Origin of the sequence: Gordonia sp. (in: high G+C Gram-positive bacteria) (assembly GCF_047600385.1) — a bacterium.
In the GTDB taxonomy this organism is placed as follows: Bacteria; Actinomycetota; Actinomycetes; order Mycobacteriales; family Mycobacteriaceae; genus Gordonia.
Genome location: NZ_JASGKZ010000001.1, coordinates 1,619,792 through 1,642,603, shown reverse-complemented (window position 1 = coordinate 1,642,603; position 22,812 = coordinate 1,619,792). Strand labels below are relative to the sequence as shown.

The 22,812-nt window shown below is 70.5% G+C and carries 25 protein-coding genes and 1 pseudogene; 15 read left to right on the top strand and 11 right to left on the bottom strand.

What is annotated here, in order from left to right; translation table 11 throughout:
* Positions 1-48: 48 nt before the first annotated feature.
* Positions 49-1,089, top strand: coding sequence for an AsnC family transcriptional regulator (locus QM809_RS07285; RefSeq protein WP_415045139.1), 1,041 nt, complete (start codon positions 49-51; stop codon positions 1,087-1,089).
* Positions 1,090-1,125: 36 nt separating this feature from the next.
* Here the strand turns inward: QM809_RS07285 and QM809_RS07280 are convergent, their stop codons facing one another.
* The 4 genes from QM809_RS07280 to QM809_RS07265 form a co-directional block, all read right to left on the bottom strand.
* Positions 1,126-1,833, bottom strand: a complete 708-nt coding sequence (locus QM809_RS07280) for a demethylmenaquinone methyltransferase (protein ID WP_415045138.1) — start codon at positions 1,831-1,833, stop codon at positions 1,126-1,128.
* Positions 1,830-2,306: a hypothetical protein gene (locus QM809_RS07275; RefSeq protein WP_415045137.1), complete on the bottom strand. Its 477-nt coding sequence runs from the start codon at positions 2,304-2,306 to the stop codon at positions 1,830-1,832. Before QM809_RS07275 ends, QM809_RS07280 begins: the two co-directional genes overlap by 4 nt.
* A gap of 58 nt (positions 2,307-2,364) precedes the next feature.
* Entirely contained in the window at positions 2,365-4,053 is a 1,689-nt protein-coding gene (menD, locus tag QM809_RS07270; protein WP_415045136.1) for a 2-succinyl-5-enolpyruvyl-6-hydroxy-3-cyclohexene-1-carboxylic-acid synthase, read from the bottom strand.
* A 72-nt stretch (positions 4,054-4,125) separates the two neighbouring features.
* Positions 4,126-5,268, bottom strand: coding sequence for a lipase family protein (locus QM809_RS07265; protein WP_415045135.1), 1,143 nt, complete (start codon positions 5,266-5,268; stop codon positions 4,126-4,128).
* A gap of 120 nt (positions 5,269-5,388) precedes the next feature.
* On the opposite strand from QM809_RS07265, the pseudogene QM809_RS07260 reads away from it, so the two are divergent.
* Positions 5,389-6,637 (top strand): annotated as a pseudogene (locus QM809_RS07260) (saccharopine dehydrogenase family protein).
* 140 nt (positions 6,638-6,777) lie between these two features.
* Positions 6,778-7,344 carry a sugar O-acetyltransferase gene (locus tag QM809_RS07255; protein WP_415045134.1) on the top strand — a complete coding sequence of 189 codons (567 nt, stop codon included), beginning with the start codon at positions 6,778-6,780 and terminating at the stop codon, positions 7,342-7,344.
* A gap of 411 nt (positions 7,345-7,755) precedes the next feature.
* Here QM809_RS07255 and QM809_RS07250 read toward each other — a convergent pair whose 3' ends face one another.
* Positions 7,756-8,415 carry a PaaI family thioesterase gene (locus QM809_RS07250; protein WP_415045133.1) on the bottom strand — a complete coding sequence of 220 codons (660 nt, stop codon included), beginning with the start codon at positions 8,413-8,415 and terminating at the stop codon, positions 7,756-7,758.
* A gap of 91 nt (positions 8,416-8,506) precedes the next feature.
* Here QM809_RS07250 and QM809_RS07245 point away from each other — a divergent pair, with 91 nt between their 5' ends.
* The 3 genes from QM809_RS07245 (at position 8,507) to QM809_RS07235 (ending at position 11,346) form a co-directional block, all read left to right on the top strand.
* On the top strand, positions 8,507-9,451 hold the full coding sequence (locus QM809_RS07245) for a 1,4-dihydroxy-2-naphthoyl-CoA synthase (protein WP_415045132.1): 945 nt from the start codon (positions 8,507-8,509) through the stop codon (positions 9,449-9,451).
* A gap of 134 nt (positions 9,452-9,585) precedes the next feature.
* Positions 9,586-10,077 (top strand): SRPBCC family protein, encoded by a 492-nt coding sequence (locus QM809_RS07240; protein ID WP_415045131.1) that lies wholly within the window; start codon positions 9,586-9,588, stop codon positions 10,075-10,077.
* Between the two features lie 90 nt (positions 10,078-10,167).
* Positions 10,168-11,346: a YncE family protein gene (locus QM809_RS07235; protein ID WP_415045130.1), complete on the top strand. Its 1,179-nt coding sequence runs from the start codon at positions 10,168-10,170 to the stop codon at positions 11,344-11,346.
* Positions 11,347-11,476: 130 nt separating this feature from the next.
* Here the strand turns inward: QM809_RS07235 and QM809_RS07230 are convergent, their stop codons facing one another.
* On the bottom strand, positions 11,477-11,875 hold the full coding sequence (locus QM809_RS07230) for a universal stress protein (protein WP_415045129.1): 399 nt from the start codon (positions 11,873-11,875) through the stop codon (positions 11,477-11,479).
* Positions 11,876-12,008: 133 nt separating this feature from the next.
* Between QM809_RS07230 and QM809_RS07225 the strand changes: the two genes are divergently transcribed.
* The 3 genes from QM809_RS07225 to QM809_RS07215 are packed head-to-tail and all read left to right on the top strand — an operon-like array spanning position 12,009 to position 15,060.
* Positions 12,009-13,013 (top strand): Bug family tripartite tricarboxylate transporter substrate binding protein, encoded by a 1,005-nt coding sequence (locus tag QM809_RS07225; protein ID WP_415045128.1) that lies wholly within the window; start codon positions 12,009-12,011, stop codon positions 13,011-13,013.
* Complete coding sequence (locus tag QM809_RS07220; protein WP_415045127.1) at positions 13,010-13,555, top strand: tripartite tricarboxylate transporter TctB family protein; 546 nt, start codon at positions 13,010-13,012, stop codon at positions 13,553-13,555. The genes QM809_RS07225 and QM809_RS07220 overlap by 4 nt, the downstream gene beginning before the upstream one ends.
* The gene (locus tag QM809_RS07215; protein WP_415045126.1) at positions 13,555-15,060 is read left to right on the top strand and encodes a tripartite tricarboxylate transporter permease; all 1,506 of its coding nucleotides are present in this window, start codon (positions 13,555-13,557) and stop codon (positions 15,058-15,060) included. Before QM809_RS07220 ends, QM809_RS07215 begins: the two co-directional genes overlap by 1 nt.
* A gap of 114 nt (positions 15,061-15,174) precedes the next feature.
* On the opposite strand, the gene QM809_RS07210 is transcribed toward QM809_RS07215, so the two are convergent.
* The 4 genes from QM809_RS07210 to QM809_RS07195 all read right to left on the bottom strand — a co-directional run bounded on the left by QM809_RS07210 (position 15,175) and on the right by QM809_RS07195 (position 17,287).
* A complete protein-coding gene (locus tag QM809_RS07210) occupies positions 15,175-15,621 on the bottom strand; it encodes an Hsp20/alpha crystallin family protein (RefSeq protein WP_415045125.1) in 447 nt (148 codons plus the stop codon).
* A 135-nt stretch (positions 15,622-15,756) separates the two neighbouring features.
* On the bottom strand, positions 15,757-15,912 hold the full coding sequence (locus tag QM809_RS07205; protein WP_415045124.1) for a hypothetical protein: 156 nt from the start codon (positions 15,910-15,912) through the stop codon (positions 15,757-15,759).
* Between the two features lie 90 nt (positions 15,913-16,002).
* Positions 16,003-16,224 carry a hypothetical protein gene (locus QM809_RS07200; RefSeq protein ID WP_415045123.1) on the bottom strand — a complete coding sequence of 74 codons (222 nt, stop codon included), beginning with the start codon at positions 16,222-16,224 and terminating at the stop codon, positions 16,003-16,005.
* A gap of 10 nt (positions 16,225-16,234) precedes the next feature.
* Complete coding sequence (locus QM809_RS07195; RefSeq protein ID WP_415047030.1) at positions 16,235-17,287, bottom strand: LLM class F420-dependent oxidoreductase; 1,053 nt, start codon at positions 17,285-17,287, stop codon at positions 16,235-16,237.
* Positions 17,288-17,574: 287 nt separating this feature from the next.
* Here QM809_RS07195 and QM809_RS07190 point away from each other — a divergent pair, with 287 nt between their 5' ends.
* Genes QM809_RS07190 through QM809_RS07165 form a run of 6 tightly spaced genes read left to right on the top strand, consistent with a single transcriptional unit; the run spans position 17,575 to position 22,223 of the window.
* A complete protein-coding gene (locus tag QM809_RS07190; RefSeq protein ID WP_415045122.1) occupies positions 17,575-18,798 on the top strand; it encodes an inorganic phosphate transporter in 1,224 nt (407 codons plus the stop codon).
* 29 nt (positions 18,799-18,827) lie between these two features.
* Complete coding sequence (locus tag QM809_RS07185; RefSeq protein WP_415045121.1) at positions 18,828-19,124, top strand: hypothetical protein; 297 nt, start codon at positions 18,828-18,830, stop codon at positions 19,122-19,124.
* 29 nt (positions 19,125-19,153) lie between these two features.
* Positions 19,154-19,465 (top strand): DUF3349 domain-containing protein, encoded by a 312-nt coding sequence (locus tag QM809_RS07180; RefSeq protein ID WP_415045120.1) that lies wholly within the window; start codon positions 19,154-19,156, stop codon positions 19,463-19,465.
* 7 nt (positions 19,466-19,472) lie between these two features.
* Complete coding sequence (locus tag QM809_RS07175; protein WP_415045119.1) at positions 19,473-19,823, top strand: DUF3349 domain-containing protein; 351 nt, start codon at positions 19,473-19,475, stop codon at positions 19,821-19,823.
* Positions 19,824-19,864: 41 nt separating this feature from the next.
* Entirely contained in the window at positions 19,865-21,010 is a 1,146-nt protein-coding gene (menE, locus tag QM809_RS07170; RefSeq protein ID WP_415045118.1) for an o-succinylbenzoate--CoA ligase, read from the top strand.
* A 4-nt stretch (positions 21,011-21,014) separates the two neighbouring features.
* A complete protein-coding gene (locus QM809_RS07165; protein ID WP_415045117.1) occupies positions 21,015-22,223 on the top strand; it encodes an ATP-grasp domain-containing protein in 1,209 nt (402 codons plus the stop codon).
* A 214-nt stretch (positions 22,224-22,437) separates the two neighbouring features.
* On the opposite strand, the gene QM809_RS07160 is transcribed toward QM809_RS07165, so the two are convergent.
* Positions 22,438-22,788, bottom strand: coding sequence for a Fe-S protein (locus tag QM809_RS07160; RefSeq protein ID WP_415045116.1), 351 nt, complete (start codon positions 22,786-22,788; stop codon positions 22,438-22,440).
* Positions 22,789-22,812: the final 24 nt, after the last annotated feature.

Below are 22,812 nucleotides of genomic sequence, written 5' to 3'. Positions count from 1 at the left end.
GCAGAGGATTCGAGCATCACCACCGCGGACGAACGTACGATTTCATCTGTGGAATCGACTTCTGCACATGATCCGCTCGACATCGACGGACTCGACAGGAGGATCGCTCAGGCGCTCCAGGTGCGGCCGCGCGCCTCGTTCAGCGACATCGGGGCCGTGCTCGACGTCGCCGAGCAGACCGTGGCCCGGCGATACCGGAGGCTGCGGCGCGAAGGACTGCTGCGCGTGACCATGGTCTACGAGCCGGTCGCCCTCCGCTCCACGCCGTGGCAGATCCGGCTGCACTGCCGACCGGACGGCGCCGACGCGATCGCGAAGGCGCTCGGAGCCCGCCAGGACGTGTCGTGGGTGGTGATCCAGGACGCCGGTTCGGAGGTCGGATTCGGTCTGCGCGCCATCGACGACGCCCACGCCGACGAACTCCTGGGCCGGCTGCTGCCCAAGGCCGCACCGGTCCTGGAGGTGTCCGCCCACGCCGTCCTGCACACCTTCGTCGGCGGCTCCCGCGGGCACTACTGGAAGGGCTGGGACGACAGGCTCTCGGAGACGCAGATCCACCTGCTGCGCTCCCGCGACGATCTGCCCGGACCCGACGGGAGCTCGGCGCCCGCACTCACCGCCGAGGACCGGCGGCTGGTGACCGAGCTCGCCCGCGACGGCCGCATCCCGTTCGCATCGCTGGCGCGCACCACCGGCATGACCGTCGGCCGGGCCACCCGGCGGGTCGAGGCCCTCCTGCGCTCGGGGGCGGCCTACCTCGACGTCGACATCGCGCCCGCGCTCAGCGGTGCGGGGACCACCGCCACCTTCTGGATGACCGTCGCCCCCGCCCGGCTCCACGCGGTCGGCGAGGCGCTGGCCCGGCATCCGGCGATCCCGTTCGCGGCGGCGATCACCGGGTCGGCGAATCTGGTCGCCACCCTCGTCGTCCCCCGGCGCGCCGACGTCTACCGGTTCCTCACCGGCGCGCTGGCCGACATCGACGGGATCCTCGGCTACGAACTGGTCCTGCAGTGGCGGCGCACCAAGTTCGCCTCGGCGCTGCTCGACGGCGACCGGCTGGCCCCGCCGCTGCCGCCGCGGTCGTGACGCGCCGCCCCGACCGTCGGTGCGGCGCCCGGGCCGTCAGCTCGCGAAACCGGTGTGGATCGCCGCGATGCCGCCGGAGAGGTTCTGCCAGGCCACGTGCTCGAAACCGGCCCGGCCGATCTGCTCGGCGAGCCCGGCCTGGTCGGGCCACGCACGGATCGACTCGGCCAGGTACACGTACGCGACCGGGTTGCTGGCCACCCGGGTCGCGACGGCCGGGAGCGCCTTCATCAGGTACTCCATGTACACGGTGCGGAACGGGGCGACCGTCGGCGTGGAGAACTCGCAGATCGCCAGGCGACCGCCCGGTTTCAGCACGCGGCGCAGCTCGGCGAGGCCGCGGTCGACGTCGTTCAGGTTCCGCAGCCCGAAGCTGATGGTGGCCGCGTCGAAGCTGTCGTCGGCGAAGGGCAGGTTCAGCGCATCGGCGGCGACCTTCGGGACCAGCCGGGAGACGCCGGCGCGCAGCATGCCGAGCGAGAAGTCCGCGGCGATCACGGAGGCTCCGGACGAGGCCAGTTCCAGGGTGGAGACGGCGGTGCCCGCGGCGAGATCGAGCACCACGTCGCTCGGACGGAGCGCCAGCGCGCGGCGGGTGGCCTTGCGCCAGCGGCGGTCCTGCGCGAAGGACAGCACCGTGTTGGTGAGGTCGTAGCGCTTGGCCACGCCGTCGAACATCTCCGCGACTTCGGAAGGATCCTTCTCCAGGCTGGCGCGGGATCCGTGGTCGGCGTTCGGTGTCATGCGTCCGAGTCTACGAGAACCCGCGCCGCGGCCTGCCTGCGGCGCATCATGCGACGGCTGACCTGCACCGTCGTCAGCATCAGGAGGATCACGACGATCCAGCCTAGCCCGATCACCGAGAGTCCGGGCATGATCGCCAGGCGCGCATCGCGTCCGGCCGGGCGGGCGAAGTTGTCCGGGTCGGCGGCGTCGTAGTCGACGAGGATCCGCTGCCCCGTCTCGAGCCGCGTCGGGTAGAGCAGGCCGAGCGTCGGATTGCGGAGGACGCCGTCGGGCGTGACGAAAGTGACGGCGGCGTGCAGCCGGTCGGCGGAGATCACCTCGGCCACCGCGGTGGCTCGGTTCGCGTCGATCTTCGCGTCGTTGCGGTAGGCGCCCAGGATGATGACGGTGCCGATGAGCGTCATGATCACGGCCAGCGCCACGAGACCGATCTGCACGCGCCGCACACGCCGCTGAATCACCGGGTCCATGGGGACGAGGATAGACGGCCCCCGGCGGCGCCCGGACGCGACGACCCGGACGCCGTGCTCACTCGCGCCCGGCGTCCCACGCGGCGATGCGGGCGGCGATCCGCTCGTGGATCCGCCGCAACGACTCGCGGTGGGTGGCCACCTCGACGACCTCGATCCCGCCGACCGGGGCCGGGGCGGCGAGTGCGGCCGGGAGGTCGTCGATCGTCACGCGCGCGAACGGGAGCCCGAAACCCGCGCAGAGCGACGCCAGGTCGGTGTGGTGGGGCGTGCCGAAGATCCGCTCGTAGGCACCCGAGTAGGCGTCCCCGCCGAACCGCGGGGCGCCCTGTTCCAGCAGACCGAAGATGCCGCCGCCGTCGTCGTTCGCGACGACGATCCGCAGCGCCCGCGGCCGCGGCTCGTCCGGCCCGATGATCAGACCGGTGGCGTCGTGGACGAAGGTGAGGTCGCCGAGGAGCGCGACGGTCTGCCCGGTGTCGCCGCCGCTCAGCGCGGCGCCGATCGCCGTCGAGTTGATGCCGTCGATCCCGGCGACCCCGCGGTTGGAGAGCACCCGGACGCCCTCGGCGACGCTGCCGGTCAGGGCCACGTCGCGGATCGGGTTGGACGGTCCGACCACCAGTTGATCGCCCGGCCGCACCGCGGCGGCCACCGCGCGCGCGACGTGCAGGCCGGTGGTCTCCGGGCAGGCGGCGAGTTCCGCGGCCACCGCGGCCCGGACCGCGTGATCGGCCGCCGCGCAGTCGGCGAGCCACGGCTCCGGCGGCGTCCCGGCGGTGACCGCCCGGGTCCCGGTCGCGTACACGTTGCCCGACACGTCCGGCCAGCGCGGGCCGGTGGTGAGCGCGTAGACGCGCACCTGCGGATCGGCCAGCAGCGTGGAGACCGAACGGTGCAGGGTGGGGCGCCCGCAGATGATCGCCTGCCTCGGCGCGAGGGTCTTCAACGCCAGCGGGTGCAGCGGCGTGGCCGGGGCGGGCGCGGTCGGCTCGGCCACGGTGGGGACGTCCGCCAGCTCCGGATGGGTGCCCGCCCCGTGCCCGGAGACGACGACGGTGGGCGCGGACAGGTCGATCTCGATGGGGACGTCGAGCCGCCCGACCGGCGCCTGCGTCCACGGGAGCCCGTCCGGGCGGCCGGCGAACCGCCCGCCCAGCACCTCCTCGAGCGGTGCGCCGGGCAGCTCGTCGCCGTCGGGAACCAGCGGTTCGCGCAGCGGGATGTCGAACTGGACCGGGCCGGCGTTGCCCGTCCGCGCACCGCGCGCGGCGGCCAGGACGCGGCCGACGGCGCTGCGCCACTGCGAGTTGGTGTCGAGGTCCTCCTCGGCCAGCCCGAGGCTGATGGCGGCGCGCACCTGGGTGCCGAAGATGCCGAACTGCTCGATGGTCTGGTTGGCGCCCGAACCGAGGAGCTCGTACGGCCGGTTCGCGCTGATCACCACCAGCGGCACCCGCGCGTAGTTGGCCTCGAACACCGCCGGACTCATGTTGGCCACCGCCGTCCCCGACGTCATCACGATCGGGACCGGCGTGCGCGACGCCGACGCCAGCCCCAGAGCCAGGTAACCGGCCGACCGCTCGTCGATCCGGACGTGCAGACGCAGGCGTCCCTCGACGTCGGCGGCGTGCAGGGCGAACGCCAGCGGCGCGTTCCGCGATCCGGGGCAGAGCACCGCCTCGCGGACCCCGCCGCGGATCAGTTCGTCGACGATCACACGGGCCTGAACAGTCGACGGATTCATGAGTCAAAGACTAGTGACCCCTCGATACCGCGAGACATCGGGTGCGACGACGGGGACCTCCGCCCCGTCGGCCTACCGGAAGTAGCCGTCGACGGTCCGCATGGTGTCGGCCAGGGACGTGAACATCACCTCGTTGTGGTCACCCGGGTAGGGGAAGGTCTCCACCTTCGCGCCGCCCTTGCGCAGCTGCGCGGTGAGCAGCGCGGTGGTCGGCGGCAGCACCACCAGGTCGGCGACGCCCTGGTTGATCCGGATCGGCCGGGCGCGTTCCCAGCCGACGGACGGGATCGCAGCGTAGTCGCGCAGCGCGTCGCCGATCGGCGGATCGCCCAGGCCGCGCCGGAACAGGGTGCCCGGCGCCACGTTCTGCAGGCCCGCGGACATCTCGGACACGCACAGCACGCGGGCCCGGCGCAGCCAGTAGCGGCCCTTCGGGGTCAGCCGGTCGAGCACCCGCAGGTCCGGGCGGGCGTTGTCGAGACCGTCCATCAGGTACAGCGCGAAGGTCACCGTGCGGTTGAGCGGCCCGATGTTCGGCACGGCCGGCTGACCGATCAGCGGCATCACGGTCTCGAGCTGGTTCGCCGGCGCCAGTGCGACCGTGCCGACGTTCTGCAGTTCGGGTGCGTAGTCGTCGGCCAGATAGCTGGCCCAGAGCGCGGCGTGCCCGCCCTGCGAATGGCCCAGGGAGGCCCAGCGCGCACCGATGGACCGGTCCTGGTCCCGGGCGGCGCGCACCATGTCGATCACGTTGTAGGCGACGGACCGGCCGGCCAGGTACTCCGTGCCGGGGGTCCCGGACATGCCGATGTAGTCCGAGGCGGTCACCACGTAACCGCGTCGCAGGGCGGCGCCGATGTCCGGCTGCCACCGGGCCTGCTCGGCGGCGGTGTACCGGCTCGGCGCGCACGCCGGGGCGATGCCGTTGGTGCCGTGCGCCCACGAGACCACCTTCCAGCCGCCCCGCGGCGGAGTCGCGTGCGGGTAGTAGACGACCCCCTCGGCCTCCACCTGCCGGCCGGCCTGATTGCGCGTGACGTAGCGGACCTTGACCGCCCGGGCCGCCCCGCCGGGCAGCATCGCCGCCGGCACCGGGGTGCTGGAGATCACTCGGCCGTCGCCGGTGGCCGCACCCGCCTCGGCCGCCGTCCCCCCGGAGATCAGCGCGACGACCAGCGCCAGCGTGGTGAGAAGGACGACGAGTCTGGACCGCATGCATGCAGACTAGGCCTCGGACCGAGGTCTAGTCACAAAACATCCGCCTCCCGCCCACTGCCGCAGGAGAGCTCGACCAAGAGGTACCGAGCGGTAGCCCCATGCCCTAGGGTCATCAGAATGAGTCGCGAATTCGATGTCATCGTCTACGGCGCCACCGGCTTCGTCGGCGAACTCACCGCCCGCTACCTCGCCGAACAGGCCCCGGACGGCACGAAGATCGCGTTGGCCGGGCGTTCGGAGACCAAGCTCGCCGCGGTCCGGCGCCGACTGCCCGCGCGCGCCGCGAGCTGGCCGCTGGTGATCGCCGACTCCGACTCCCCCGCCTCGCTCGACGCGATGTGCGCCCGCACCCGGGTGATCTGCACCACCGTGGGCCCGTACCTCCGCTACGGCGAGAACCTGGTGATCGCGGCCGCGAGCGCGGGCACCGACTACATCGATCTGACCGGCGAGGTCCCGTTCACCCGGTTCACCATCGACAAGGCCGACGCGATCGCCCGGGGCACCGGCGCGCGCATCGTGAACTCGTGCGGGTTCGACTCGATCCCCTCCGATCTCGGCGCGTACATGCTGTACAAGAAGGTCTCCGAGGACTCCGCGGGCACCCTCGGCGCGACCACCCTGATCCTCGAGTCGGTCCGCGGTTCCGTCTCCGGCGGCACCATCGATTCGGTGCGGGTGATCGCCGAGCAGGCCAAGGACCCCGAGCAGCGCCGTCTGCTGCTGAACCCGCGGGCGCTCTCCGGCGGTGCGGGCGAGGTGGAGCACGCCTCGCCCGGCGCCGAGCCGAGCGACATCACCCCGGTCGACGCCAAGAAGGTGGACCCGTCGTTGCGCGGCACCCTGGCGCCGTTCTTCATGTCGTCGTACAACACCCGGGTGGTGCGCCGCTCCAACGCCCTGCTCGACGACGCCTACGGCCCGGACTTCCGTTACCAGGAGACGATGAACGTCGGCCGGCTGCCCGTGGTGTCGACGCTGGTGGCCGGCGCGGTGTCGGTGGGCACCGGTCTCGGACTGGCCGCGATGAGCTTCGACCCGACCCGGAAACTGCTCGACAGGGTGCTGCCCAAACCGGGCAGCGGGCCCGGTGAACGGGCCCGGGAGGCCGGGCATTTCACCACCCGGACGTTCACCCGGACCAGCACCGGACGCCGCTACCGATCGCAGAATGCGCGCCGACGGCGATCCCGGATACAAGGCCACCGCGGTGATGCTGGGCGAGTCGGCCCTCGCCCTCGCGCTGGACCGGGATCGTCTTCCCGATCGCGCGGGCGCCCTGACCCCGGCCGTCGCCATGGGCGACGTGCTGATCGAGCGGCTCCGCGAGGCCGGATTCGTCCTCGAGGTCCACGAACTCACCTGAGCACCCGGCTCCACCCCGACCCCTGCGCCGCACACGAGCCACGACACCCGGCTCCGCCCCGCGCTCCCTGAGCCGCAGGCGAGCGCAACGAGTCTGCGTGTCGAAGGGGCTCGGCGATCGGGATGCCTACCCTGGGGAGCATGCATCCCGACGTCCGCGCCCTGATCAGCGGTGAGTGGTATCTCGACACGCCCGAACTGCGGCGGCTGCGCGACGAGTGCGCCGCCGCCGTCGACGGGTTCAACGCCGTGCCCGCCGCCGACCACGCCGCCCGCCAGGCGATCCTGCGGGAACTCTTCGCCGAGTGCGGCGAACGCGTCGAGGTGGTGCCGCGGCTGCGGGTGTCGTACGGGTTCAACACCCGGATCGGGAACGGCGTCTACGTCAACGCGAACGCGTTCCTGATGGACGACGGCCCGATCACCCTCGGCGACGACGTCCGGATCGGCCCGTCCGCGGTGCTGGCCACCGCGCTGCACCCGATCGAGGAGCACGGACTCCGGCGGGACGGCTACGAGCGGACCGCGCCCATCGTGATCGGCGAGAACTGCTGGCTCGGCTCCGGGGTGACGGTGGGGGCCGGGGTCACGATCGGCCGGAACACCGTGGTGGGAGCGGGCAGCGTCGTCGTCCGGGATCTGCCCGACCACGTGGTGGCCGTGGGCGTCCCCGCCGTCCCGATCCGGTCCCTCCCGGTCGAGGACTGACCGGCCGCTGAATCCACCGCCCGCCGACGACCGAGTCCGACCACCCGACGACCGAACCCACCATCCGACGACTGGCCCACCATCCGACGGCTGAGCCCCGTCGAAGCCTCCCCTTTTCAAGACCGGACACCGCCCACCCGACGGCTGAGCCCGAGTGCGAACGCAGTGAGTGCTCGGTGTCGAAGCCTCCCCGCTCTCGACGTCCGCGCGCCCGCCGGAACACGCGCCCCGGGCTTCGACACGGCTCGTCACTGCGTTCCTCCCCGGCTCAGCCTGCGGATGGCGGGCGCGGTCGGCGGATCATGGACTACGCGGCAGGTGGTGGACTCAGCGGCGAATCATGAACTCGACCGGCGGATGGCGGACTCGGCGAGTGGCGGGATCCGCCGACGACAGCCCTCGGCGCGAGGGTCAGGCCTGGCCCGGTTTGAGCGCGATGAACAGCGAGTCGATGTCGGCGCAGAGCCGGTCGCCGTCGTGCAACGTGCCCTTGACGAAGAGTTTGCGGCCCTCCCGGCGGTCCACCCAGGTCTTGATCACCAGCGAGGTGTTCAACGGCGTCAGGGAGCGGTAGTTCACGGTCAGATACGCGGTCCGGCACACGCCGCCGACGTGCAGGGCCGAGGCCAACCCGCCGAGCGAGTCGAACGAGAGCGCCACCTGGCCGCCGTGCGCCGCGGCGTTGCCGCCGAGGTGGTAGGGCCGGTAGACGGCGGTCGCCGTGACACCGTCGGCGTCGGCGGAGATCAGCTCGTGCGGCGGGAGGGTGATGTTGCCCGCCGAGGGCAGGTCGATCCGGGTGCCCGACGGGCTGGTCCACTCGTCCACCAGCATGGTGTCCAGCCGTGCGTTGAACTTCTCGAGGTCGGCGATGATCTCGTCCGCGATCTCCGGGGTGGGGCACGCGTACCGCATCTTGTCCATGAACAGCCGGACCTGCTCGACCAGTTCGCCGTATCGGGGTCCGCCGCGTTCGGTGGTGTAGTCGATCTTCGCGCGGAACCCGCCCGCGTGCGGCGACTCCCCCGTGTCGGCGTCGTCGCGGTTCTCGTCAGCACTGGCACCTGTCATCGATCCACCGTAACCCGACTCATACCTAGCGCTCGCTCGGGGCCGTCGATCACACGATCGGAGAGGCGGGGCATGCCCTACTGTCGGAGGCATGACTTCGCCGTTCGATCCCGCCCAGTGGAAGACCGTCCCCGGATTCGAGGACCTGACCGACCTCACCTACCACCGACACACCGGCGAGGGCCGTGAGAACGGCATCGTCCGGATCGCGTTCGACCGCCCGGAGGTCCGCAACGCCTTCCGGCCGCACACCGTCGACGAGCTGTACCGCGCTCTCGATCACGCACGACGCTCCCCCGACGTCGGCACCGTGCTGCTGACCGGCAACGGCCCCAGCCCGAAGGACGGCGGCTGGGCGTTCTGCAGCGGCGGCGACCAACGCATCCGCGGACGTTCGGGCTACCAGTACGCCACCAGCCACGACAGCGACGTCGAGGGCGCGACGGTCGACGGCGTCGACGAGGCCCGGGTGAAGGCCGAGGGCGGCCGCCTGCACATCCTGGAGGTGCAGCGCCTGATCCGCACCATGCCGAAGGTGGTCATCGCGGTGGTCAACGGCTGGGCGGCCGGCGGCGGCCACTCGCTGCACGTGGTCTGCGACCTGACGCTCGCCTCCCGCGAACACGCCCGGTTCAAGCAGACCGACGCCGACGTGGGCAGCTTCGACGCCGGCTACGGCAGCGCCTACCTGGCCAAGCAGGTCGGCCAGAAGTTCGCCCGGGAGATCTTCTTCCTCGGCGAGGCCTACGACGCCGAGACCATGCACCGCATGGGTGCGGTGAACCGCGTCGCCGACCACGCCGACCTGGAGACCACCGCGATCGAGTGGGCGCGGAAGATCAACGGCAAGTCGCCCACCGCGCAGCGCATGCTCAAGTTCGCGTTCAACCTGACCGACGACGGCCTGATGGGCCAGCAGGTGTTCGCCGGCGAGGCCACCCGCCTGGCGTACATGACCGACGAGGCCGTGGAGGGCCGCGACTCGTTCCTGGAGAAGCGCGATCCGGACTGGGACCGATTCCCGTACTACTACTGACCCGGGCGGTCTCGACGGAGACCCGGATCGAGCGGTGCCGAGATCTCGACCGGCGAGAGAACTCGACCGACGAGAGATCCGCTCGACCGACGAGAAGAGCACCGTCCGCACGACCCCGCCGAACCGAGGAATCCATGCGCCTGCGCGACAACCCCACCGTCGAAGTGACCCGCCCGCTCGACTGCAGTCCCGAGCGGGCCTGGGAACTGGTCACCGACATCGAGCTCCCGGTCCGCGCCGCGGGAGAGCTCCAAGGCATCGAATGGCTCGACGGCGCCACGGCCGTCGCGGTCGGCGCCCGGTTCCGCGGCCGCAACAGCAACGACGCCCTCGGCGAATGGCACACGGTCTCGACGGTGATCGAGGTCGAGGAGGGCCGCCGGTGGGTCTGGGCGGTGGGGCCGGACGACGACGAGCCGTGGGCGTACTGGGCCTTCGAGGTGGAACCCGCCCGCGACGGCTGCCTGGTGCGGCAGTGGGCCAGGATCGGCGACGGCCGCTCACCGCTCGCCGGGTTCGTCGAACGGATGCCGGAGAAGGAGGGCCGGATCGTCCAGCAGCGGCTCGAGGTCTGGCGACGCGGGATGGCGGCGAACCTGGCGGCGCTCGACGCATCGGACGACTGAATCCTTCGACGGTTCGGCCGAGCGATGTGAGGAGAATCAGCCTGAACACATCTGGTACTCACCAGTACTCTTAGTTTAGCCTAAGGAACCATGAGTCGCCGTTTTCTGAGAACCCGCGCCGTCGCGCTGACCTTCGCCGCCACCGCGGCCCTCGGTGCCGCCGTCACGACCCCGGCCGCGCACGCCGATCCGGCGGGCCGCCAGGACGTGGCCCGCCCCGCGCCCGCCGTGCCCCAGCAGGCCGGCTACCACATCCGCGGCTACACCGTCGGGAAGGGCAACTACCGCGGCGCCATCGACGCCCAGACCGGCGCCCTGTGGTTGACCAACGTCTCCCCGATGAACAACCCCTCGGAGTCGGCGATCCTCAAGCTCGACCCGAACACCATGGACGTCAAGAAGCGGATCACGGTCACTCAGAAGGCCGACACCCAGGGCCACGGCACCATCGCCGCCCAGTACGAGATCGGCGTCCCGAAGACCGGCAACACCCTGTGGACCACCGCGGCGGCCGCCAACGGCGGCGAGGCCAACGTCTGGGACAAGAACACCGGCAAGCGGCTCAAGAACCTGAAGGGCCTGTCGCACTCGCACGCCATCGTCTTCGCCGAGAGCATCCGTGTCGCGGCCATCACGGTGACCGACGGCATCCGGTTCTTCGACATGGACACCTACGAGCCGCTGGGCTCCGCCAAGTTCCCGAGCACGGGGAAGCAGCTGGGCGCCGGCGCGGTCGTCACCGAGGACGGCGACGGCGGTGCCACCATCACCACCACGTCGTACTACCGCGACCTCACCCAGTTCCGCATCACCCGCGACGGCAGCGGCAAGGTGCAGAGCAAGATCAAGTGGAACACCCGCCAGAAGATCAAGGAGGGCCACGGCAGCGTCGAAGTCGACGAGAAGCACCGGCACGTCTACGTCAACAACCTGTGGGACGGCCTCTCGGTCTACGACCTGTACACCGGCAAGCACATCAAGGACCTGGCCACCGGCACCGGCACCAATGCGATGACCGTGTTCCAGGGCAAGCTGTACGCCGCCAACTACTACCTCGGCTTCATCGCGGTGATCGATCAGAAGAGCCTGAGCGAGACCCGCCGACTGACCACCGGCCTGCTGCCGAACCAGCTGGTGCCGTGGAAGAAGGACACCTTCCTGGTGATCGACAAGGCGTCGTCCATCCTGGAACTCCCGTCGGGCGCCGCGGGCTCCCCCCTGCCGCCGGTCGGCGGCGACCACGTCTGGAAGATCACCAAGACCAGCTGACGGTCGGACTGCCGCACTCCGCACGACGAACACCCGCCCCGAGGGGCGGGTGTTCGTCTTTCGTCACGAGGTTCGAGCGCTCGTGTCGTCCGGGTCGGCGGGCGACGTCGTGCCGGGCGCCCGCCCGCCGTCAGTCGCTGTGCGCCTTGACCGTCAGCACCTCCATCGGCGCGTCGAGCAGCACGCGTTGCACGGTGCTGCCCAGCAGGAACTTCCCGGTCACGCTGCGACGACGCGTGCCCATCACCAGCAGGTCCGCGCCCACCTCGACGGCGAGGTCGACGATCGCTCCGGCCAGGTTCTTGGCCCAGGAGACCACGTGGACCTCCCACGGCAGTTCGCTCGTCGGCGGCAGCACGGCGGCCGCGCGCGCCTGGACCGCCACGAGGTGCTCGGGTTCGGGCGCGTCGTCGCCCTCGGTCACGTTGAGCACGGCGAGGTCCGTGCCCCGCAGGCGCGCCTCCCGCACCGCCGAGGCCAGCGCGGCCTCGCCCTCCGGGGTCTCGCTGAACACGACGGCGATGGTCATGACTCGTCCTTCCGTGCGTCCCGGACCGATGCCCGGGATCTCTCTCCGGTGAATATGTGAGAAGTGTTACACAGCAGTGTGATTTCATCGCAGAATCCAGTGAGACGAACTTCTCCGGAGGAAGGGATCCCCCGTGCAAGTCCCCAAAGCGGTCGGTTGGACGATCGCCGTGGTCTGCGTCGCAGCCCTCGTGGTGGTCGCGGCGATCAGCGCGCACGACTCCGCCGGGAGCGCCGACGCACGCTCCAAACTGACCGTCTACGCGCCGGCCGCCCCCGGCGGCGGGTGGGATCTGGTCGCGCGTGAGGCACAGCAGGCGATGCGCACCGACGGCATCGTCAAGAACGTCCAGGTGGTCAACGTCCCCGGTGCGGGCGGAACCATCGGCCTCGGTCAGCTCTCGCAGAAGACCGGCGACGGCGGCGCGCTCATGGTGACCGGCACCGTGATGATGGGCGGCATCGTCCGCAACGACTCCGCGGTCGACCTGTCCCAGATGACCCCGATCGCGCGCGTGGCAGAGGACTTCGAGGTGATCGCGGTGCCGGCGAACTCCGAGTTGAAGTCGATGGCCGACCTGGTCGCGGCGTGGAAGGCGAGCCCGCACACCTTCCCGATCGGCGGCGGCTCGGCCGGCGGCATCGATCACATGATCGCCGGGCTCCTCGCCCGCTCGGCCGGACTGCCCGCCGCGGACATCCGGTACGCCGCCTACGCGGGCGGCGGCGAACTGACCGGCAAGCTGCTCTCGGACGCGCCCGGCACGCCGGAGGTCGGGATCAGCGGCTTCAACGACTTCCGCGATCTGATCGAGGACGGCCGCCTGCGGGCGCTGATGGTCGTGGCACCGGAACGGCTCACCGGCGTCGAAAGCGTGCCGACCGCCGCCGAAGCCGGTTTCCCGGAGGTGGATCTGGTGAACTGGCGCGGCTTCGTCGCACCGCCCGGCCTGAGCGAGGACCAGCAGGGCACCCTGATCGAGATGGTCGAGGAGATGGTGAAGACCGAAGGCTGGCAGGCGGCGGTCACCCGCAACCGATGGAAAGAGAACTGGCTGGCCGGCGACCGGTTCCACACCTTCCTCGTCGAGGAACAGAAACGCATCACCGGAATCCTCCAAGACTTGGGGCTGGCATGAGTACACCGACGACATCCACCGACTCGCCGTCGAACGGCGACGCGCCCGCGACGCATCCCGCGTGGGCCGGCCGCAGCGCGCTGATCATCCCCGCGCTCCTGCTGGTCCTCGGCGTCTTCCTGCTGATCGGCAACGCCGACATGGACGTGGTCGGCGAAGCCGAACTGTTCGGGCCCAAGGCGTTCCCGTTGATCACCGCGATCGTCTGCTTCGTCACGGCGGCCTGGCTGACCTTCTCGATCTTCACCAACCCGGAGATCCCCAATGCGGTCGACGACGAGGGCGCCCCCCTGACGACCTACTCGAACTGGCGCACCACGGCGATCGTCCTCGGCTCGTTCGTGCTGTTCACGATCCTGCTCGAGCCGGTCGGCTGGATCATCGCCGGCGCCCTCGTCTTCTGGGGGATCACCGTCGGCCTCGGCAGCACCCGGTACGTCGCGAACCTGCTGATCGGTCTCGCACTCAGTTCGATCGTGCAGCTGGTCTTCGGCGGACTCCTCGGGCTGACCCTGCCCGCCGGCGTCTTCGGGATGTTCTGATGGACGCGCTCTCCGGTCTCCTCGGCGGTTTCGGCGACGTCCTGACACCGGTCAACCTCCTCTACGTCCTGATCGGCGCGCTGATCGGCACCGCGGTCGGCGTGCTCCCCGGCCTGGGTTCGGCGATGGCCGTCGCCCTGCTGCTGCCGATCACCTTCACCCTCGACCCGCTCGCGGCACTGGTCATGTTCGCCGGCATCTACTTCGGCGGCCTGTTCGGCGATTCGATCACCGGCATCCTGATGAACACCCCGGGCAACTCGACGGCGATCGCCGGATCGATCGAAGGCCACCGGATGGCGCGACGGGGCAGAGCCGCGCAGGCGTTGGCCACTTCGGCGATGGGCGCCTTCATCGGCGGCATGATCGCCACCGTCCTGGTCGTGTTCTTCGCCCCGGCACTGGCCGACTGGGCCACCAAGTTCGGCCCCGGCGAGTACTTCGCCCTCGCGATCTTCGCGTTCATCGCGACCTCGGTGGTGGTCTCCGACTCGGTCCCGAAGGGTCTCGCGGCGCTCGCGATCGGTCTGGGTCTGGCCATGGTCGGCACCGACCAGGTCTCGGGCACGCAGCGTTTCACCTTCGGCAGCGTCGCCCTGTTCGACGGCATCAGCATCGTGGTGATCACCGTCTCGCTGCTGGCCGTCGGCGAGGTGCTGCACGTGGCCTCGCGGATCGGCAGGCCCGACGACACCGGCCTGATCGCGACCGAGGGCCGCCCGTATCTGACCCGCGCCGAGTTCCGCGAGGCGCTGCCCGCCTGGCTGCGCGGCACCGCGTTCGGCGTCCCGTTCGGCGTGATCCCGGCCGGCGGCGCGGAGGTGCCGACGTTCCTGGCGTACGGCACCGAGCAGCGGCTCGATCGTCGTCGCAGCGATCCGCAGTTCGGCAAGGGCGCGATCCGCGGCGTCGCGGGTCCCGAGGCCGCGGGCAACGCGACGGCGGGCACCGCGATGGGCGCGCTGCTCGCGCTGGGCCTGCCCACGTCGGCCACCGCGGCCATGCTGCTCGCGGCGTTCCAGCAGTACGGCATGCAGCCGGGTCCGCTGCTCTTCGACCGCAACGCGGATCTGGTGTGGGCCCTGATCGCGAGCCTGTTCATCGGCATGGTCGCGCTGCTGATCCTGAATCTGCCGTTCGCCCCGATGTGGGCCAAGCTGCTCAAGATCCCGCGCGAGTACCTGTACGCGGGTATCGGCATGTTCGCGTGTTTCGGCGTGTACGCGGCGTCGTCGGCGATCGTCGACGTGTGGTTCATGGTGGCGCTCGGCGTGATCGGCTATCTGATGCGCCGCTACGGGGTCCCGCTCGCGCCGGTGCTGATCGCGGTGATCCTGGGCCCGCTGGCCGAGAGCTCGCTGCGCGAGGCGATGAACAACTCCGACAACGACCTCACGACCCTGGCGAGCACCCCGATCACCGTCACCCTGTACGTGCTGCTGGCGCTGATGATCGTGTTCGGCGTCTACACCAAGATCCGCGCGAAGCGGAGCGCCGACGTCTGACCCCGCCGGTGCACGACGGCGAGACGTCTCCGGCCCCGGCCCCGAAGATTCGGGGTCGGGGCCGGAGCCTCGTCGGCGGGCGGAGACCGTCGTGCGATCTCGCCGGGTGGCCTCTCAGCCGGTCGTCGCGCTGATCTCGCGGCTGCCGTCGAGGTGGTCCACCTCGATACGACGCGGTTTGGCGACCTCGGCCATCGGGATGGTCACCGTCAGGACGCCGTTGGCGTACTGCGCGGTGATCCGCGCCGGGTCGACGCCCTCGCCGAGCGAGACCTGCCGGCGATAGGTGCCGGAGAACCGCTCGGTGGCCAGCCACTGGGCGTTGTCCTCGGACATCCGCGCGGTGCGATGCGCGGAGACGGTGAGGACCCCGTTGTCGACGCTGACGTCGATCGAACCCGGGTCCGCGCCCGGAAGATCCGCGGTGAGCAGGTAGTGGTCGTCGACCTTGCAGAGGTCCATGGGCATGAATCGCGGTCCCGAGGCCGACGTCGTACGGTCGGCACCCTGCAGGTACCGGCTGAGAGCGTCGAGTTCGGTGAACGGGTCGAAACGAAGCACAGTAGACACCTCCTAGAACACGAGCCGCCTGATCACTGCGACCGGCAGCCATTCGATCTGTGCGTCAATAATATTAGCACTCGGCCGAGGAGTGTGCCAGATTTTTGTGCCGGAAAATCTGTGCGAGGCCTCCGGTCAGCGGCCGGTGAGCTTCGCGAACAGCCCGCACAGACCCGATGCGGGACGAAAACGTGCGCACGCGCCGTCGCCGCACAGGGCGCAGTCGCTGCCGTCGCGGTAGTGCCGATGCGCAGCCTCGTCGTGACCGCAGACACACTGTCGTCTCCCCATGCGCGAGACAGTACCTGCGACCGTCGGCACCCGGCTAGCAAGTGAACCCTTCGCTGCGGCGGATGCCGGCACCGGGCGGCGCCGACCCGTTCAGAAGAACCGCTTCTCGACCCTCTCGACCACGCGGTCGATCCCGTCCTCGATGCGCCGGAACGCCCTCCCGATGCCCTCGCCGGTGCGCAACATCGCCCGGCCGAGCACCTGCCGCTCGGCCGTCTCCTCGTGCAGCACCGCCCACACGTACCCCGCCACCGGAAGGCATACGACGACGATGATCGCCGCCGCGAGCAGGAGCACCTGGACGTTCGACACGGGTGCGGCCTCAGCCGACGAGTTCGGCGAGCACGCGCATGTCCTCCACCCGCTCGGCGTGCGTCGGCGCGGACGGAGCCGCCAGCAGGACCCCCACCCCGGACTCCCGGAAGGCCTCCACCCGCTCGGCGACGACGCTCTTCGGCCCGATCAGGCTCATCGCCCGGACCAGGTCCTCCGGCACCGCCGCGGCGGCCTCCTCCTTGCGCCCCGCCAGGTACAGGTCCTGGATCAGCTCGGCCTCGTCGACGTAGCCGTACCGCTGCACCAGCGAGTTGTAGAAGTTCTTCCCGCGCGCACCCATCCCGCCGATGTACAGCGCGGCGTGATGGCGCACGAGCGTGATCGCCAGCTCGGCGGCGTCCCGGTCCTCGGTGATCAACGCCGCCGCCTGCACGACGATCTGCAGCGGACCGAGTTCCGGATCGCGCTTGGCCGCGCCCGCGGCGAGCGCCGGACCGAAGGCCGCCTCGACGTGCTCCGGGTGGTAGAGGAACGGCTGGAACTCCTCGAACTTCTCCGCGGCCAGTTCGACGTTCTTCGGGCCGATCGCGGCGAGCAGCATCGGGATCCGCTCGCGCACCGGGTGGTTGATGATCTTCAGCGACTTGCCCAGACCGCTGCCGCCGTGCTCCGGGGTGAGCGGGAGGTGGTAGTGCCTGCCGTCGTACTCGAGCTTCTCCCGGCGCCAGACCTGTCGGCAGATGTCCGCGGTCTCGCGGGCCCGCCCCAGCGGGAAGTCGTACTTGACGCCGTGGAAGCCCTCGATCACCTGGGGACCCGAGGCGCCGATGCCCAGGATCGCGCGACCGCCGCTGATGTAGTCCAGGCCCGCCGCGGTCATCGCCAGATTGGTGGGCGTCCGGGAGTACATCGGCAGGATGCCGGTCTGCAGCTCCATCGTCTCGGTGCGCGCCGCGATGTACCCGAGCTGGGAGACCGCATCGAAGCTGTAGGCCTCGGGCACCGTCACCCGGCGCACTCCGACGTCCTCGAAGTCCTTGAGGTTGTCGATGGTCTCGCGGAAGTCTCCCGCGTAGTTGATGGGCATTCCGAGTTTCATCGTCATGCCGCGCATTCTGCCACCGCGGAGGACCCCCGGAACGGAAACCTTCAGGCCCCGTCTCCCGTACCACCGGAGACTCGATGTCACCGGGCAATCGCCGCCCGTTCACCTGCGATTCACGCGTGGCGAAAAGAGACGGGGACCACTCGGCGAACGTCGCGGGACACCGAGATGAACATTTCGTGAAATCAGTCAAGAAATAGTAAAATCAGCAGGTCAGGACCAAAGTCCCGAGCTGACTGAGAATTGACTGAACACACGCCGGAGGCCTCATAGTTGTCGGCATGAGCGCAGAAATGCTGATCCTCGTGCTGCTGATCGTGACAGCACTCGGATTCGACTTCACCAACGGCTTTCACGACACCGGCAACGCCATGGCCACCTCGATCGCGACGGGCGCCCTCAAGCCCAAGGTCGCGGTGACCATCGCCGCACTCCTCAACCTCGTCGGCGCCTTCCTCTCCGTGGAGGTCGCCACCACCGTCGCCAAGGGCATCCTGAACTTCCCCTCCGACCCCACCGAACTCAGCGAGCAGGTCGGCGGTGCGGAGGTGGCCCTGACCATCATCTCGGCCGGCCTGGTCGGCGCCATCCTCTGGAACATCCTCACCTGGCTCCTGGGCCTGCCCTCCAGCTCGTCGCACGCGCTGTTCGGCGGTCTGATCGGCTCGGGCCTGGCCGCCCTCGGCACCAGCGGCGTCGACTGGAACGGCATCCTCGGCAAGGTGATCGTCCCGGCGCTCCTCGCCCCGGTGATCGCCTGCATCGTCGCCTCGGTCGGCACCATGCTGATCTACGCCATCACCAAGCGGATCTCCGAGAGCCGCAAGGATCAGGGTTTCCGCCACGGCCAGATCGCCAGCGCCTCGCTGGTCTCGCTGGCTCACGGCACCGGTGACGCGCAGAAGACCATGGGCGTGATCGCGCTCGGCCTGATCGTCACCGGCCACCTCGACGCCGACATCGCCGAAGACGGCCTGCCCCTCTGGGTCATCGCCTCCTGCGCCCTCGCCATCGCCCTGGGCACCTACCTCGGCGGCTGGCGCATCATCCGCACCCTGGGCAAGGGTCTGGTGGAGATCAGCGCCCCGCAGGGCATGGCCGCCGAGGCCGCCTCGGCCGCGATCATCCTGACCTCGTCGGCCGCCGGCATGGCGCTGTCGACCACGCACGTCGCCACCGGTTCGATCCTCGGTTCCGGCCTCGGCCGCAAGGGCGCCGACGTCCGCTGGGGTGTCGCCGGCCGCATGGCCATCGCCTGGCTCACCACGCTCCCGGCCGCCGCCGTCGTCGGCGCGCTCTCGTACTGGATCGCCAGCGGGATCGGCGGTGCCGCGGGCGCCGTCACCATCTTCGTCATCCTGGCCGCCGCGTCGCTGTACCTGTGGTGGCGCGCGCAGCAGCAGAAGGTCGACTCCAGCAACGTCAACGCCGACTGGGACGACGAGACCAACTCTCCGGTCCCCGCCGACCTCAAGGTCGACGTCGAGCCCACCCAGCAGGCCTGAGCCGGTACCCGAGAAAGAGAATCAGAACAATGATCGATTTCGCTGACATCGCTCAGTCCATCGCCCAGGTGCTCGCCGTCGGCCTGGTGATCGGCGCCGGCCTGCCCGCCCTGTTCGCCTTCGGCATGCGGGCCATCGCCGCCGGCGAGGGCGGCACGGACGCGACCGGCGTCACCACCGCCCCCAATCCCGCACTCAAGTACCTCGGCTACTTCCTGTACGCCCTGGTCGCCGCGGTGATCCTGCTCGGGATCCTCTGGATCACCCGGCAGACCATCTCGCACCACCTCGACATCCAGATCTTCCCCGCCGGCGCCTACAAGTAGCCACGGCCCCACCACGAAGGAACCCCGACATGGCTGCCAATCCGTTCGAGAACGTCGTCAACTGGATCCGAACCGGGTATCCGGAAGGCATCCCGCCGACCGACTTCCCGCCGCTCCTCGCCCTGCTCACCCCCATCCTCGATGAGTCGGAGATGACCGACGTCGTCCTGACCCTGGCCCTCGAGCGCGACCCCGCCGCCCCCACCACCCGGGACGACGTGGCCGCGGCGATCGCCACGGTGAAGGAGGAGCACCCGACACCGGAGGAGATCAACCAGGTCGCCTCCCGCCTGGCCGCCGCCGGGTGGCCGCTCGACCGTCAGCTCGTCCGGCCGAACTGATCCCTCGATGACCGATCTCTCCGCCAAGCTCCAGTCCGTCGTCAACTGGCTGCGCACCGGGTACCCGAACGGCGTCCCCGAGCACGACTACGTTCCGCTCTTCGCTCTGCTGCGCCGCCAGTTGACCATCGAGGAGATCGGCGAGGTCGCCGTCACCCTGAGCAACGCCGCCGATTCGGACACCGTCATCGACCGCATCGACGCCGGGGTCGAGATCAGCCGGATCACCGAAGAGAAACCGCACGACGACGACATCACCCGGGTGCGCACTACTCTGGAGGCCGCGGGCTGGCCGTTCGACGACGCGCCGCTCGCCTCGACCTTCCCGACCAGTGCGAACCCGGAGGAAGAACCCTGACGCGGATACTGCGGCCGCTGCCGCTCACCTCGACTCCCGCCGTGCTCGACGCACGGCGGGAGTTGTCGTCTCTGCTCGACGGCGACGCCGCCTACCTCCCGGTGCCCGCCGACGACCCGCGGGCCGCCGAACTGCTCACCTCCGCGCTGGCCGCCGGTGAGCCCGTCGACGACCGCTGCGCCCTGGTGGTCTCGACCTCCGGCACCACCGGAACCCCCAAGGGCGCCATGCACTCCCCCGAGTCGCTGCACGCCTCGGCCGAGGCGACCGCCGCGGCGCTCGGCGGCCCGGGTGCGTGGCTGCTCACGCTGCCGCCGCACCACGTCGCCGGCCTCCAGGTGCTGTTGCGCTCCCTCGCCGCGGGGCACGAACCCGTCGTCGTGGACGTCTCGGCGGGCTTCGATCCGGCGGTGCTCCCGGATGCCGTCGACGCGCTGACCGGGCCGCGCCGGTACACCTCGCTGGTCCCCCTGCAGCTGCGCAAGGCCCTGAGCCACCCGGCGGCGACGCGCGCGCTGGCGTCGCTCGACGCGATCCTGGTGGGCGGTGCCGCCACCCCCGCGGCGCTGTCCGCGGCGGCCGAGGCCGCGGGCCTGCGCATCGTGCGCACCTACGGCATGAGCGAGACCGCGGGCGGCTGCGTCTACGACGGCGTCCCCCTCCCCGGCGTGCGGATGCGGATCGCCGACGCGGGTGCCGACGGCGCCGGCCGGGTGGTCCTCGGCGGCGCCACGACGGCCTTCGGCTACCGGAACCTGCCGGACCATCCCGCGTTCGCCGAGCCCGGATGGTTCCGCACCGACGACCTCGGCGCGATCGACGACGGCGTCCTCCGGATCACCGGGCGCGCCGACGAGGCGATCACCACCGGCGGGCTCACCGTGGTGCCGCAGGTGGTCGAGGCCGTGATCGAGACGCTCGACGGGGTGGCCGCCTGCGCGGTCCTGGGGCTCCCCGACGAGCGGCTGGGCGAGGCGGTGGTCGCGGTCGTGGTGCCCGAGCGGACGGCGCCGTCCGCCGAACAGGTGCGCCGCATCGTCGTCGAACGGCTGGGGCGGCATGCGGCGCCGCGCCGGGTGGTGATCGTCGACCGGCTGCCCCTGCGCGGTCCCGGCAAGGTGGATCGGCGCGGTCTGCGGCGAGAACTGCTGCGCGACTCCGCACCGGACCGACCCCTGTTACCTTGACCGCATGCCCTCCGACGACGCCGCCCGTATCCTCGTGACCAGCGCACGCATGCCGTTCGCCGTCGACGAGATCCACAAACTCGGTGACGAGAAGGGCCACCACCTGATCGCCACCGACACCTTCCGGGAGACGCCGGGCGGGCACTCGAAGGGCGTCGACGAGCTGATCCTCACCGCGCCGCCCACTCAGCAGCCGGACCGGTTCGTCGACGACGTGATCGCGATCTTGAACTCCGAGCGCATCGACTGGCTGCTGCCGATGTTCGAGGAGGTCTTCTATCTCGCGGCGCAGCGCGCCCGGATCGAGGCGGCGGCTCCGCACACCACGCTGTTCTTCCCCGAACTCGAGAAGCTGCTGCTGGTGAACGACAAGACCCGGTTCGCCGACCTCTGCAGGAGCCTCGGCCTCCCGGTCGCCGAGACCGTCGTCTGCACCACGCGAGAGCAGTGGGTCGAGGCGACGCAGCGCTGGGAGAACTGGTTCGCACGAGCCGCCCTCGGCCGCGGCGGACTGGACGTGGTGACCAACACCGGGCCGCTGGCCGGCGAGACCCCCGTCGACGCCGTGACCCCCACCGCCGCCGAACCCTGGCTGGTGCAGGAGTACCTGCGCGGCACCGACCGCTGCAGTTTCAGCGTGGTGCACGACGGCGAGGTGGTGCTCCACTCGTGCTACGAGCACCCGCTGACCATCGACGACCGCGGCGGCATCGTCTTCGAGTCCGTCGACACCGATGCCTCGCTCGCCGCGGTACAGAAGATCGCCGCGGAACTGGACTGGACCGGCCAGATCAGCATGGACTACCTGGTCGCCGACGACGGCACCCACTACATGGTCGAATGCAATCCGCGGCCGACCGCCGGCTGCTCGGTCGCCACCGCCGACGAGCTCGACACCGCGCTGTTCCGGCCGGACGGCCTGGTGACGGTGCCACCGGGCCGCAAGAAGATGATCAAGGCCGCCGTGCTGCGCGACGCGCTGAAGAACCCCCGCAGGGTGCGGGAGATCCGGGCGGCCGCGAAGGGCGCGGGCAGCGTCTACGTCCAGGACGGCGACGTGATGCCGCTGATCTACTCGGCGCTGAGCCTGCGGCACGTCCTGGCCTACCGCAAGGCCGCGGGGAAGGAGCGCAGCAGGGAGCAGCTGGTGGCCGCACAGTTCTTCGACATCCTGTACGACGGCTCCGACCTGACCGCAGGCCCCTCCGCCTGACCCCGGCCCACCCCCGACGCACCGCCCTCGCCGACCTCCGACCGCCGCTCATCGACGACGACCCGCCCTCGCTAAACCCCGACCGCCACCCATCGACGACGACCCGCCCTCGCTGGTTGAGCCGGACGAGGAACGCAGTGACGAGTCCGTGTCGAAACCACCTCGGCCCCGTTCTCACCGGTGAGAACGGGGCCGAGTCGGCGATTCCGAGCGCCTACCAGATCACCGCGATCGAGCAGATCGCGACGGCGAGCGCCACCGCGCCCCAGAACAGTCCGGCCGGCACCGGCTCACCCGTCTTCTTGGCCTTGGCCGAGCCCGCGCCGAGCAGACCGCCGAGCACCACCAGGAGCGCCGCCTTGACGGCGACCTTGGGCACGTTCGGCTCGTATCCGCCCCACGATCCGAACAGGAACACGCCGCTGACCAGTGCGACCACCAGCCCGTAGTGCCCGACCGCGGTGAACTCGTAGCGTTTCCGCCCCGCCGCGAGCAGCAGCGGCCCCAGGATCATGGCGAACCCGATCAGGTGCACGACGACTATTACGCTGCGTAGTAGTTCCATGATCCCAGCATACGACCGGCCGTG